Origin of the sequence: Mycobacterium sherrisii (genome assembly GCF_002102355.1) — a bacterium.
GTDB classification, from domain to species: Bacteria; Actinomycetota; Actinomycetes; order Mycobacteriales; family Mycobacteriaceae; genus Mycobacterium; species Mycobacterium sherrisii.
Map to the genome: position 1 here is coordinate 360,094 of NZ_LQPT01000019.1, position 12,361 is coordinate 372,454.

Sequence of the window (12,361 nt, forward strand, 5' to 3'; positions counted from 1 at the left end):
AAGTATGCGGGTCGACGACCTAATTCTGGTGAGTATCGACGACCACGTGGTCGAGCCGCCGGACATGTTCCTGCGCCACGTGCCTGCCAAGTACAAGGACGAGGCACCCATCGTCGTGACCGACGACGCGGGCGTCGACCAGTGGATGTACCAGGGCCGGCCGCAGGGCGTGAGCGGACTCAACGCCGTGGTGTCCTGGCCCGCCGAGGAATGGGGCCGCAACCCAGCCGGTTTCGCCGAAATGCGCCCGGGTGTTTACGACGTTCACGAACGCGTCCGCGACATGAACCGCAATGGCATCCTCGCGTCGATGTGCTTTCCGACGTTTACCGGCTTCTCCGCGCGGCACCTCAATATGACCCGTGAGGACGTCACCCTGGTGATGGTGTCGGCCTACAACGATTGGCACATCGACGAGTGGGCCGGCTCCTACCCGGACCGATTCATCCCGATCGCGATCCTACCGACGTGGACCCCCGAGGGGATGTGTGCGGAGATCCGCCGCGTCGCCGCGAAGGGCTGCCGCGCGGTTACCATGCCGGAACTGCCCCACCTGGAAGGACTTCCGAGCTACCACGACGACGACTACTGGGGTCCGGTCTTCCGCACGCTGTCCGAACACAACGTGGTGATGTGTCTGCACATCGGCACCGGGTTCGGGGCGATCAGCATGGCTCCGAACGCGCCGATCGACAACATGATCATCCTGGCCACCCAGGTCTCGGCGATGTGCGCGCAAGATCTGTTGTGGGGCCCCGCAATGCGCAACTATCCGGACCTACGGTTCGCGTTCTCCGAGGGCGGCATCGGCTGGATTCCGTTCTATCTGGACCGCAGCGACCGCCACTACACCAACCAGAAGTGGCTGCGGCGCGACTTCGGGGACAAGCTGCCCAGCGACGTCTTTCGCGAGCACGCGCTGGCCTGCTACGTCACCGACAAGACGTCGTTGAAGCTGCGCCATGAGATCGGCATCGACATAATCGCGTGGGAGTGCGACTACCCGCATTCGGACTGCTTCTGGCCGGACGCGCCGGAGCAGGTGCTGGCCGAGCTGAACGCCGCGGGTGCGGACGACTCCGACATCGACAAGATCACCTGGGCCAACGCCTGCAGGTTCTTCGGCTGGGACCCGTTTGACCGCACGCCCCGCGATCAGGCGACCGTGAAAGCCTTGCGCGCCAAGGCAGCCGACGTGGACATCGCGATCCGGTCACGCGCTGAGTGGGCGCGCCGGTACCAGGAAAAGCAACTCGCCAGCTCGTGAGGCCCGGGCAGGGCGAGCCCGAACGTGCGGTTAACTTCACGCTCAGGACCGAACGTGCGGCCAACTTCACGCTCGCGCGGTGACACCGCCCTGGCGCACGGCGGCTTCAGCCTTCGGGAAGCGGTGGCGGTGGCCGGTATTCGGGCTGGTAACCCGAGACGTGGATCGGAGAGCCGACCAGACGGAAATCCCCTGCCGTGACAACCACTTCCGGTGTTGCTTCAAGCGCCTCGGGCAGCGTACGCACGGCCGCCGCTGGAACTCCGAGCGGGCGCAGGCGTCGCTCCCACCCCGCCGCGGTGTCGGTCGCGAGTATCGCCGTGACCACGGCCAGCACCTCGTCGCGACGGGCCACTCGTTCGGCCATCGTTTCGAAACCGCCGATGCCCGCTTCGGCGGCGAACGACTTCCAGAATCCATCATGGGTGATGAACAGCGCCAGATAGCCGTCGGCGGTCGGAAAGAGTTGAGCCGGGACGTAATACGAGTGGGCGCCGTACGGCCGTCGCTGCGGCTCGACAGCGCTGTTGAGGTAGGCCGACGCGTGGTAGTTCAGCTGGGACAGCATCACGTCGCGCAGCGACACGTCGACCTGGCCACCCGTTCCGGAGATGATTTTGGCCAAAAGTCCGAGGGCGGCCGTCATGCCGGTCGAGTTGTCGGCCGAGGAGTAGCCGGGCAGCGTCGGCGGTCCATCCGGATCGCCGGTCAGCGCCGCGGTGCCGACGCCGGCCTGCACCACGTAGTCGAAAGCCGGGTCGTCACCGCCATACAGGCCGAAGCCGGTGATCGCGACGCAGACGATTTGGTCGTTGTGTCGACGCAGCGCGTCGTAGGTCAGACCGAGACGGCGAATGGCGGACGGCTTCAGGTTCACCAGTAGCGCATGAGATCCGGCGACCAGTTCGCCCAATCGCTGTTGTCCCGCTTCGGAATTCAGGTCGAGGACGATGCTGGACTTGTTGCGATTGAGGCTGGCGAAGTAGGTCGCGCCGACGCTGCGTGAGATCTCACCGCCTGCAGGCTCGATTTTGGTGACCTCGGCGCCGAGATCGGCCAGCAGCATGGTGGCGTACGGGCCCGCCAGCATGGTGCCGACCTCGAGGATGCGTATCCCTGCCAGCGGTCCGGTGTTGTTGTCGGTCAACGCAATTCCGCTACGAGTCCGGCGATCATCTCGCGTGTGCGGCGTTTGGAGGCGACCAGCTGGTCCCGATCTTCACCGATCGGCAGCAGCCGCACCGACAGGTCGGTCACCCCGGCGTCGGCGAAGCGGCGCATGCGGGCCAAGATGGCCGCCTCGTCGCCGGCCGCACACAGATCGCCGACATCGCGGGCGTCGCCGCGGTCGAGCAACCGCTGATAGTTCGGTGACACCTCGGCCTCGCCCAGGATACGGTTGGCACGCTCCTTGGCCGCGTCGACTTGTGAAGGCGCACAAAGACATACCGGTATACCGGCGATGATCCGCGGCGCGGGGCGGCCGGCGTCCGCGGCTGCCTTGGTGATCTTCGGCGCGATATGATCGCCGATCGCGCGCTCGTCGGCCATCCACAGCACGGTGCCGTCGGCGAGCTCGCCGGCAATCTGCAGCATCACCGGCCCCAGGGCGGCGACCAGCACCGGCATCGGGCTATCGGCCCCGATCGCCATCGGGTTGTGCACGGTGAACGAATCATTTTCGACGTCAACCGATCCCGGTCCGGCGATCGCGGCGTTGAGCACCTGCAAGTAGTCGCGGGTGTAGGCGGCCAGCTTCTCATACGGTAGGCCAAGCATGTCCCGGATGATCCAGTGGTGCGACGGCCCGACCCCCAGCGCCAGCCGCCCCCTTGTCACGGCGTGCGTCGAAAGGGCCTGCCGGGCAAGCGCGATCGGGTGCTGGGCCTGCAGCGGCACCACCGCGGTGCCCAATTCGATGCGCGAGCTGTGCGCGGCCATCAACGACACCATGGTCAGGCAGTCGAAGTCGTTGGGCACCTGAGGCATCCACGCGGTGTCCAGCCCGGCCGCCTCGGCCCATTCGATGTCGGCGGCCAACTTGTCCACCTTGCGGGCCATCTCGCCACGCTCGGCGCCGATCATCACTCCGACGCGCACTGGTCCTCCATGGGTTCGGGCGTGCCGGTCAGCGCGCGGATCTCCCGCACAAGCGCCTCCAGCGGTGTCCCGGTGGGGAACACCGCGGCCGCGCCGGCGGACAGCAGCTTGGGCACGTCGGCGTGCGGAATGGTGCCGCCGACGACGACCGCGATGTCGGCGGCGTCGGCGGCGCGCAACGCTTCGATGGTGCGGGCGGTGAGCGCCAGGTGCGCACCGGAAAGGATGCTCAGCCCCACCACGGCGACGTCTTCCTGCACCGCGATCGAGGCGATGTCCTCGATGCGCTGCCGGATGCCGGTGTAGATGACCTCGAACCCGGCGTCGCGCAGCGTCCGTGCCACGATCTTGGCGCCCCGGTCGTGGCCGTCCAAACCGGGTTTGGCCACCAGAATCCGGACGGCCACCTAAAACACCACCGGTTGCTGGAACTCGCCCCACACCGCCTTGAGTGCGGAAACCATCTCCCCGACCGTGCAGTACGCGTTGGCGCAGTCGATCAAATTGTGCATCAGGTTGTCATTTCCTTCGGCGGCGCGCGACAGTGCGGCAAGACTGGATTTTACTGCGGCGGAATCTCTTTCCGACTTGACCTTCGAGAGTCGCTTGAGCTGCAGATCACGCCCTTCGGCGTCGAGCTCGTAGGTGACCACATCGTGTTCGGGCTCCTCGGTCACGAACCGATTCACTCCGACGACCGGACGCGCGCCGGATTCGATCTCCTGATGGAGTTTGAACGCCTCGTCGGCGATCAGGCCTTGCAGGTAACCGTCCTCGATGGCGTGCACCATGCCGCCGTGCCGCTCGAGGTCGGCCATGATCTCGATGATGCGAGCCTCGGTTGCGTCGGTCAGCGCCTCGACGAAGTAGGAGCCACCCAGCGGGTCGGCGACGCTGGCCACTCCCGTTTCGTGCGCCAGGATTTGCTGGGTGCGCAACGCCAGGGTCGTCGTCTCCTCGGTGGGCAGGGCAAACGGTTCGTCCCAGGCCGCGGTGAACATCGACTGGACACCGCCCAGCACCGCGGCCATCGCCTCGTAGGCCACCCGCACGATGTTGTTGTGCGCCTGCGGCGCGTACAGCGACGCGCCACCGCAGACGCAGCCGAAGCGAAACATCGCCGCCTTGGCCGTCTTCGCCCCGTAGCGCTCCTGCACGATGGTGGCCCAACGCCGCCGTCCGGCACGGTATTTGGCGATCTCCTCGAAGAAGTCGCCGTGGGTGTAGAAGAAGAACGAGATCTGTGGCGCGAACTGGTCGATCGTCATGCGGCCGCGCTGCACCACGGTGTCGCAGTAAGTCACCCCGTCGGCCAGGGTGAACGCCATCTCCTGCACCGCGTTGGCCCCGGCATCGCGAAAATGTGCCCCGGCCACCGAGATCGCGTTGAACCGCGGCACCTCGGCGGCGCAAAACTCGATGGTGTCCGCGATCAACCGCAGCGACGGTTCCGGCGGCCAGACCCACGTCCCGCGCGAGGCGTACTCCTTGAGGATGTCGTTCTGGATAGTCCCGGTGAGCTTCGCCCGCGGGATGCCCTTCTTCTCGGCAGCAGCCACGTAGAAGGCCAGCAGGATCGCGGCCGTGCCGTTGATGGTCATGCTCGTGCTCAGCTTGTCCAGCGGGATGCCGGCGAACAAGATCTCGAAGTCGGCCAGCGTGTCGACGGCAACGCCGACCCTGCCGACCTCCTCCCCGAACTCCGGGTCGTCGGAGTCGTAGCCACATTGGGTGGGCAGGTCGAGCGCCACCGACAACCCGGTTCCGCCCTGCTCGAGCAGGTAGCGATACCGGCGGTTGGATTCCTCGGCGGTGCCGAAACCCGAGTACTGCCGGAAGGTCCAGAGCTTGCCGCGATAACCGGACGCGAAGTTACCCCGGGTGAAGGGGAACTCCCCCGGCTGCGGAGGCTCCGCGCTCAAATCCGCCGGGCCGTAGACGGGCTGCAGCGGGATCCCGGACGGAGTGTAGGCCGTATTATCCATCGGTGAATAACGTACTTGCAAAAAAAGAGAATGCCAATACCAATGCCGTGACCAGCGCAAATGGGTTATACGTGCCAGGTCCGCAGCCCGTCACACCCGGTCCGAGTAACGGTATGGCGCGGCTGTCGCTGGGCCGGTCGCCGATTTTTCGTTGACACCGGCGCCGGGGGCGCGACGCGGTAGGCGGTGGCGAGCAACCCATCCCGGACCTATTCCCGGGACTGAGGATTCAAGCGCGGCAGATGATTTCGCCGTGCGGGATCCCGTACCAACCATCCGGGGCGGCTGCCCACCTCCGCCAGGCCGCCGAGATCTCCTCGAGCCGCGCGGTCGTCGCCAGGCCGAGCCGCACGGCGTCGTCGGCGATGCTGGAATGCAGGATGCGATCGGCCCACATGCCACCCCACCACTGACGGCTCTCGGGCGTCGCATAGCACCAGAGCGTGCCAGAGGGGGTGACGTCGTCGAAGCCGGCCGCCAGCGCCCACGACAACAATCGGCGACCGGCGTCCGGTTCGCCACCATTGGCGCGGGCTGCCCGCTGATAGATATCGCGCCACGCATCCAGGTCGGAAAGCATTGGGTACCAAACGAATCCGGAGTAGTCGGCGTCGCGCGCCGCCACGATTCCGCCCGGCTTACACACTCTGCGCATTTCCCGTAGCGCCTGCACCGGATCGGTGACGTGCTGCAGCACCTGATGCGCATGCACGACGTCGAAGGCGTCGTCGGGCACGTCGAGCCGATCGACGTCGGCGACCGCGAACGAGACGTTGGACAGGTTGCGCCGCCGCGCCTCGGCGCGGGCGTCGTCAAGGACGTCGGCGGATTGGTCGATGGCCGTGACCGATCCGGGCATGACGAGGGCGGCGATATCGGCGGTGATGGTGCCGGGGCCACACCCCACGTCGAGGACGGCAAGACCGGGCCTCAGCCAGGGCAGCAAGTAGCCCGCGGAGTCCTCGGCGGTGCGTCGCTGATGACTCCGTAGCACCGACTCATGGTGCCCGTGGGTATACCTGGCCCGGCGCGCGTCGTTCATGCCGCACAGCCTACCGGCGACGATTCATATTATGAATCCATCGTCCCAATATATGAGACGACTCAGTCCACCGGCACGTTGAGAATCGGGCGGTCGTCCTTCGCGCCGGGACCGTCGAAGTGCCACCATTCCCCGGCGTAGGGGCTCAACCCGCCGTACTTCATCGCGTCCCGCAATCGGGCCCGGTTTTCCTGGGCATCGGCACTGACGCCCTGTGTGGCGTATGCCGTTGCGCGCGGGGAAAAGTCGTCGAATCCGGTGCCCATGTCGGCCAGGCAGAGACCGTCGGCGTGCTGCTGGGGCGGGCACTGTTGCCCGGCGGCGGTAAAGGTCACGTCCACTGACCGTCCCGATTCGTGACTGTGCGCGTACGCGCTCGGCCGAGCCACCCAGGACGGGTTGGGGACGACGTCGAACATCCGGACCTGAACGTCGTGCGGCCGGTAGCAATCCCAGAACACCAGCAGATGCCCTTGTGCGCGCAGCGCGGACGCCGCGTTCGCGAGGCCCTTCGACATGGATTGATGCACAAGGCACCGGGCATCGGAGGGATACAGCTGCGTGCCGGTGAAGTTGTTCGGGGTCGCATAACGCAGGTCGATGACGGCGTCGGGGACGACGGTGCGGACATCGACGAATCCGGCGGCCCGTGCGGCGTCGCTGACGGGCGGTACGTCGGGACTGGCCTGGGCGCCCGGGGCCGCGAATAACGCGACAAGGAGCACCAACGGGCGAACACTGCGCATCCCGCCATTGTCGCGGCTCGCCGCTTATCGAGCCGAACCAGCCGGTCGCGTGCGGACTTTCATTCACGAATGTGAGCCACAGGGCAAATTGTCGCGAAATGTGATTTGCCTAACTTCAGCCACATTGTAGGCGGCGACGTTCACTACTTTTGGTACGTTTTAAGTTTGGCAAACTTCACGCGTCAGGAAAACAGATGCGAAAAATTAGTACGGTCATCCTTCTTGGCGCTAATTTGCTTGGCACAGCGACAGTTTGGGGCTTAACCGGCGTCGCCGCAGCCGACTCCAGTGCCGCGGGCAAATTCGTACCGGTGACGGCGAAATTTCGGGCGTGCGATTTCACCTGGGCGATAAACGTGCCGACAAATGGCACGGGCACCGGTCACGCGATCATCGGCAGAGGCGCGTCCAACGAGGTCGTCGCGCAGGTGCAACTCGCCGCGGCCGAACCGCAGGCCCACTACAACGTCCGGCTCATTCAATCGCCCAGAACCTCCCCCGGCTGCGCGGCCGGTGATCCTGGTGTGGCTGTTGGCGGTATCGACACCGACGGAAGCGGAGCGGGAACAGTGACGGTGCGGGGCGGTATCGCGGCAGGCACCACCGGTGTCTGGGTCTTCGTCGACCGCCCATCGCCGCACTCGCAACGGCCGATTGATTTCTACACGTCGGAAATCATCACGCCGATCTAGCCTGTCGCTGGCCCGCCGCGGTGAACCGGTCGGGCCGCGCGGCAAAACGTCGGAATACCTGCGGGCCGTGCTCGGCCTCGCTGATCACGACGGCATGCGCCCGGTCCCCGCATGAATTCCGTTACATCACAGGGTTTCCCGTGACCGTCGATGCCGGGAGCACGCTCATGTACGCGGCTCGCGGTCCCGCTACTGTGGAGTCCATGGCTCCCAAGATTGCGACCGCGGACGTGGTCGGGCTTCCCGAACTCCTCGACTTCATCCGGCCCCGGCACAGGATGCTGCTGACCACTTTTCGCTCGGACGGATCGCTGCAGAGTTCGCCGGTGACCGGTGGCGTCGACGAACAGGGCCGCATCGTGATCGCGACCTATCCTCGACGCGCCAAGAGCACGAACCTGCGCCGTAACCCGTCGGCAAGTGTGGTTGTCCTCTCCGACGACTTCAATGGGGCCTATGTCCAAGTCGACGGCGACGCCGAGGTGATCGGCCTGCCCGAGGCCGTGGAACTGCTCGTCGACTACTACCGAGTGATCGCCGGAGAGCATTCCGACTGGGCGGAGTACCGCCGCGCCATGGTTGAGCAGGGCAAGTGTCTGATTCGGATCACGCCGCGCCGCTGGGGCCCGATCGCCACGGGCGGCTTTCCGCCGAAGTAGGGCGGCTGTTCGGGCTCAGGACAGCGAGCTTTCGCGAACGGACCGCGAGGGACGTTCGTCTGTACCGCCACGGCCGTCGTCCCGGTCCACGGCAGAGGATGGCCGCTGCCGTTCACCGGCGCTCTGTTGGCCGCAGCGACCACGACACCGGTGGCCGTGCAGGTGAAACGTGGTGGCCAGGGCCGGGATCGAACCGGCGACCTTCCGCTTTTCAGGCGGACGCTCGTACCAACTGAGCTACCTGGCCCGGAAGGCACCGATAACGTGCCTCGCCTTCATGGGCGACCCTGACGGGACTCGAACCCGCGACCTCCGCCGTGACAGGGCGGCGCGCTAACCAACTGCGCCACAGGGCCTTGCTTTCCTGCGTGTACTGCTCGCCCCGGCGTTGCCGCCGTTGCGCGTACCCCCAACGGGATTCGAACCCGTGCTACCGCCGTGAAAGGGCGGCGTCCTAGGCCACTAGACGATGGGGGCCAGTCCGAATCACTCCGGGGGTACTCGCAACGCAACTTGCGTTGGGAGCCACGCCAGCTTAGGTCACCGCAGGCCCAATCCTCAAACGAGGAGTGTTCGAGCCGCGATTCGTGTCCAAGTATCCTGAATCTCCGCGCCCCTATAGCTCAGTTGGTAGAGCTACGGACTTTTAATCCGCAGGTCCTAGGTTCGAGTCCTAGTGGGGGCACAAATGCGAACGTCGAGTCAGGCGCGTTGTCCCCGGTTACCAGGCTGAGGCTAGTCCGCCGTGATGCCGGGCTACGTCCACACCACGTCCACATCCGCGCTCACCAGGCCCCTGCGCTTCTAACGTCGCCAACGCACGCAACCCGTGTTGTTGTGCCGAAGCTACGAATCGTGGGTCAGTGACGAAGTAGATTGGCCGTAAGTCGGGGCCTGCGGTCCAGAACCACATCGAGGAGTCTCATGGTCGACACGCTGCAGGACGAGATTGAGACGGCGCGTCAATCTATCCGTTCGGAAGCGATGTCTATGTCCGTCGGGGAGATCGTCAATCTCTACAGGGACGAGGAGATTGTTATCCGACCCGAGTTCCAGCGACTCTTCCGCTGGGACACAGAGCAGAAGTCACGGCTTATCGAAAGCCTGCTGTTGGGCATCCCGGTGCCCTCCATCTTCGTAATTCAACGCGATGACAGCGTCTGGGAGGTCATCGACGGCCTACAACGACTCAGCACAATCCTCGAATTCATGGGTGAACTTCGTGACGAGTCGAAGAAAGTAGTTGTTCCTGCCAGCGTCCTACGGGCAACGAAGTATCTTAAACATCTTCAAGGCGCGGCTTATGACGAAGATACAGAAGGAGCTACTGCGGCCCTCTCTCCGGGTCAACGGCTGGCTCTTAAGCGGGCAAAAATTGACTTGAAGATACTCCTTCCTGAAAGCGACGAAAAAGCCAAATTTGAACTATTTGACCGCCTTAACACTGGCGGAAGCCCGCTTTCTGCCCAGGAAATTCGAAATGCGCAATTGATCATGCTTGATCCAAGCCTATTTGAGTGGCTGGATGGCCTACGTAACGATGAGAACTTCCAAGACACGATATCTATTACAGATAGGCTATACGACGAGGCCAAAGACATGGAACTCGTTTGCCGATTCATTGCCCTCATTCGAACATCGGATGAAGATCTGAAGAACATGGGTAACATAGACAGCTTTGTTTCCAACAAAATCTTCGCTACAGTCGATGAGAATGATTTCGATCGACAGTTCGAAGGTGAAAGATTTCGTAAAATATTTGAAGTACTTAATGCGGCTCTGGGCGATGATGCTTTTCGGCGGTTCGCCGATACGCGGTTCCTAGGCGGCTTCTCCGTATCGGCATACGAGACGATCACCGTGGGAGTGGGGCTTAACCTCGACCGATGGCTTGAAACGGCTGATAAGCCAGAGCTGTTACGGTCGCGAGTCGCTGAATGGTGGGGAAACTCGACGTTCCGCAATGCTTCGAAAGGCGGAAGCCGTGGTTCGACGCGGGTGCCGAAGACACTGCCGGAGGCGCGTGACTTCTTCAGTTCGGTCACATGAAGATTCGCACTCAAGAGGAGTTATTCGATCGAATTTCTGATGACCTAGTATGGCGGCGGCGTGAACTTGTATTGTTTAGTAGTCAGCTGGGTAAAGTAAATCCAGAATTCTCTCGAGCTCTGTTGCGCGGCTCGGTGGCGCTTCTTTACGCGCATTGGGAAGGATTCATCAAGAATGCTTGCCACTATTACCTATGCTACCTGTCGACGCAAAACATTTCCTTATCGCAACTGATTCCGGAAATCGCGGCCCTCGCACTTCGAGGACGGATCTCTGAGGCGATCTTCGCCAAGAAGATAGCGATGCGCGCAGAACTAGTCAAGGACATTCGGGACCGCGCAGAGGAGCGTGTCAGGATTCCCAATTCACGCGATGCGGTGATAACGGAGTCGAATTTATCCTATGCGGTACTAGTGGAAATCCTGACTGGTGTTGGGTGCGACGCATATCGATATGCAAAGTATTCCGATTTGATCGACGAGCAACTGGTTAATTCGCGAAATAAAATAGCGCACGGAGAGTACGCCAACATCGCGCAGACCGATTGGCAAGAACTGAGCTCGCAGATTCTCTGGATGATGGACGATATTGCGACTCAACTTGTTAACGGCGCAGTTGAGCATTCCTACCTCATGTCCTGAGTCGCCGGGTAAGGCTAGCCATGCAGTGTAAGGACATTCCCGAAGGCGACCCCTGCTACACCCCGCCCCACCTTTGGCGCCGCTAATTCGTCCTCTCTGATGTAGTCCGCGTAGGTCGTCAACGTCAATACGAAACTGGCGTGCCCCAGCCACTTAGATACCTGCATGTAGTGCTCCCCCGCGCTCAAGTTCATGGTGGCGAAGCTGTGGCGAAGGTCATGGAACCGTACGGACCCTAAGCCGAGAGCCTTGCAGGCGGGCTGCAGGTAGTTGTCGTACAGGTTGTCGGCCACCACCGGCTTAGCCCAGTCGAAGTTTGAGCGGCTACGCCGACCGGGGAACAGCGGCGCATGAGCGATGCGCTTCTTGCCGGCAAAGGGGTGCACCGTAGTCAGATATTGCCGCAGCTCGTCAGCAAGCCACGGCGCTAGAGGCACTACGCGGTTGGTGCTGGCATCACTTTTGGGTGTGCCGTGGGTCCATGTTCCGGACTTTCGCGCAGCAGTCCGAACAATGCGGATGCTGCCAACCGTGCCGGGAATATCGGACAGCGTGACGTCCTGCACCTGTAGACCCTGCAACTCCGCTGCCCGTACCCCGGTGTGGGCGGCGAAGAGGATGGCCAGCGCGTACACCTGGTTGCCTTTCTCGCGAGCGATCCAGTCCGACACAGACGCCACTTGGTTGGCCGTAAGCGGATGATGGCTAAACGGTGTCTCCCCGGCTGCTCGACTTCTGCGCTTCGTCGTGTGCCGTCTACCGGCAACCACAGGGTTGGACTGGATGGCCTGATCGTCCACAGCTGTATCCAGGATGCGCTTGAGCGTTCCGATGATGTGTTTGACCGTCTTAGGGCTGCGGGTGATTAGGCCGGTGCCGGGGGTGGCTGTTGGCTTGCGGCTTGGATTGGGCTTTCCGCGAGTGACGAAGCTGCGGCGGTGATGCGGTGCCAGCAACTGTGCGCGAAAGCTAGTTGTTGCGGGTCATGAGGTTGTAGACGCCGACACGGGTTGAGGTGTTCGGGGGACGGGTTCTTCGGCGGCAGGATGAGAAATCGCCAAACCCCTCGTCCTGACTACCGAAGGAACCCGTCCGTGACCCACGGTAATGCCCCGTTGTCCGTTGAAGGCCGTCGTCGACTCGTGGCCCGTTGCGCTGATCGTCCGATCGCTCACGTGGC

General features: G+C 63.3%; 11 protein-coding genes, 4 tRNA genes and 1 pseudogene. 6 read left to right on the forward strand and 10 right to left on the reverse strand.

What is annotated here, in order from left to right; genetic code table 11:
• Positions 1–4: 4 nt before the first annotated feature.
• A complete protein-coding gene (locus AWC25_RS03285) occupies positions 5–1,267 on the forward strand; it encodes an amidohydrolase family protein (protein WP_085166336.1) in 1,263 nt (420 codons plus the stop codon).
• Positions 1,268–1,373: 106 nt separating this feature from the next.
• Here the strand turns inward: AWC25_RS03285 and AWC25_RS03290 are convergent, their stop codons facing one another.
• The 6 genes from AWC25_RS03290 to AWC25_RS03315 all read right to left on the reverse strand — a co-directional run bounded on the left by AWC25_RS03290 (position 1,374) and on the right by AWC25_RS03315 (position 7,140).
• The gene (locus AWC25_RS03290) at positions 1,374–2,414 is read right to left on the reverse strand and encodes a CaiB/BaiF CoA transferase family protein (protein ID WP_069398279.1); all 1,041 of its coding nucleotides are present in this window, start codon (positions 2,412–2,414) and stop codon (positions 1,374–1,376) included.
• The gene (locus AWC25_RS03295) at positions 2,411–3,367 is read right to left on the reverse strand and encodes an LLM class F420-dependent oxidoreductase (protein WP_085166337.1); all 957 of its coding nucleotides are present in this window, start codon (positions 3,365–3,367) and stop codon (positions 2,411–2,413) included. Before AWC25_RS03295 ends, AWC25_RS03290 begins: the two co-directional genes overlap by 4 nt.
• Complete coding sequence (locus tag AWC25_RS03300; protein ID WP_069398277.1) at positions 3,352–3,774, reverse strand: cobalamin-dependent protein; 423 nt, start codon at positions 3,772–3,774, stop codon at positions 3,352–3,354. The genes AWC25_RS03295 and AWC25_RS03300 overlap by 16 nt, the downstream gene beginning before the upstream one ends.
• Positions 3,775–5,352: a methylmalonyl-CoA mutase family protein gene (locus AWC25_RS03305; protein ID WP_085166338.1), complete on the reverse strand. Its 1,578-nt coding sequence runs from the start codon at positions 5,350–5,352 to the stop codon at positions 3,775–3,777.
• Positions 5,353–5,581: 229 nt separating this feature from the next.
• A complete protein-coding gene (locus AWC25_RS03310; RefSeq protein ID WP_085166339.1) occupies positions 5,582–6,394 on the reverse strand; it encodes a methyltransferase domain-containing protein in 813 nt (270 codons plus the stop codon).
• Between the two features lie 62 nt (positions 6,395–6,456).
• A complete protein-coding gene (locus AWC25_RS03315) occupies positions 6,457–7,140 on the reverse strand; it encodes a M15 family metallopeptidase (protein ID WP_069398274.1) in 684 nt (227 codons plus the stop codon).
• Positions 7,141–7,334: 194 nt separating this feature from the next.
• On the opposite strand from AWC25_RS03315, the gene AWC25_RS03320 reads away from it, so the two are divergent.
• Together AWC25_RS03320 and AWC25_RS03325 are read left to right on the forward strand one after the other, a co-directional pair.
• On the forward strand, positions 7,335–7,832 hold the full coding sequence (locus AWC25_RS03320) for a hypothetical protein (protein WP_069398273.1): 498 nt from the start codon (positions 7,335–7,337) through the stop codon (positions 7,830–7,832).
• A gap of 203 nt (positions 7,833–8,035) precedes the next feature.
• Positions 8,036–8,491 carry a PPOX class F420-dependent oxidoreductase gene (locus AWC25_RS03325; protein ID WP_069398497.1) on the forward strand — a complete coding sequence of 152 codons (456 nt, stop codon included), beginning with the start codon at positions 8,036–8,038 and terminating at the stop codon, positions 8,489–8,491.
• A gap of 170 nt (positions 8,492–8,661) precedes the next feature.
• Here the strand turns inward: AWC25_RS03325 and AWC25_RS03330 are convergent.
• From AWC25_RS03330 to AWC25_RS03340, 3 genes are all read right to left on the reverse strand, one after another.
• Positions 8,662–8,738, reverse strand: a tRNA-Phe gene (locus AWC25_RS03330).
• Between the two features lie 35 nt (positions 8,739–8,773).
• Positions 8,774–8,847, reverse strand: a tRNA-Asp gene (locus AWC25_RS03335).
• 48 nt (positions 8,848–8,895) lie between these two features.
• Positions 8,896–8,968, reverse strand: a tRNA-Glu gene (locus tag AWC25_RS03340).
• 135 nt (positions 8,969–9,103) lie between these two features.
• On the opposite strand from AWC25_RS03340, the gene AWC25_RS03345 reads away from it, so the two are divergent.
• The 3 genes from AWC25_RS03345 (at position 9,104) to AWC25_RS03355 (ending at position 11,181) form a co-directional block, all read left to right on the forward strand.
• Positions 9,104–9,176 (forward strand) — tRNA-Lys (locus AWC25_RS03345).
• 239 nt (positions 9,177–9,415) lie between these two features.
• Positions 9,416–10,540, forward strand: a complete 1,125-nt coding sequence (locus AWC25_RS03350) for a DUF262 domain-containing protein (protein ID WP_085166340.1) — start codon at positions 9,416–9,418, stop codon at positions 10,538–10,540.
• Positions 10,537–11,181, forward strand: coding sequence for an MAE_28990/MAE_18760 family HEPN-like nuclease (locus AWC25_RS03355; RefSeq protein ID WP_142278667.1), 645 nt, complete (start codon positions 10,537–10,539; stop codon positions 11,179–11,181). The genes AWC25_RS03350 and AWC25_RS03355 overlap by 4 nt, the downstream gene beginning before the upstream one ends.
• Before the next feature lie 14 nt (positions 11,182–11,195).
• Here the strand turns inward: AWC25_RS03355 and AWC25_RS03360 are convergent.
• Positions 11,196–12,149 (reverse strand): annotated as a pseudogene (locus AWC25_RS03360) (tyrosine-type recombinase/integrase); the annotation flags it as partial.
• Positions 12,150–12,361 lie beyond the last annotated feature (212 nt).

Coding starts and splice junctions, on each gene's coding strand:
- AWC25_RS03320 (WP_069398273.1), top strand. CDS start 7,335: ATGCGAAAAATTAGTACGGTCATCCTTCTTGGCGCTAATTTGCTTGGC.
- AWC25_RS03325 (WP_069398497.1), top strand. CDS start 8,036: ATGGCTCCCAAGATTGCGACCGCGGACGTGGTCGGGCTTCCCGAACTC.
- AWC25_RS03310 (WP_085166339.1), bottom strand. CDS start 6,394: ATGAACGACGCGCGCCGGGCCAGGTATACCCACGGGCACCATGAGTCG.
- AWC25_RS03315 (WP_069398274.1), bottom strand. CDS start 7,140: ATGCGCAGTGTTCGCCCGTTGGTGCTCCTTGTCGCGTTATTCGCGGCC.
- AWC25_RS03285 (WP_085166336.1), top strand. CDS start 5: ATGCGGGTCGACGACCTAATTCTGGTGAGTATCGACGACCACGTGGTC.
- AWC25_RS03355 (WP_142278667.1), top strand. CDS start 10,537: ATGAAGATTCGCACTCAAGAGGAGTTATTCGATCGAATTTCTGATGAC.
- AWC25_RS03350 (WP_085166340.1), top strand. CDS start 9,416: ATGGTCGACACGCTGCAGGACGAGATTGAGACGGCGCGTCAATCTATC.
- AWC25_RS03305 (WP_085166338.1), bottom strand. CDS start 5,352: ATGGATAATACGGCCTACACTCCGTCCGGGATCCCGCTGCAGCCCGTC.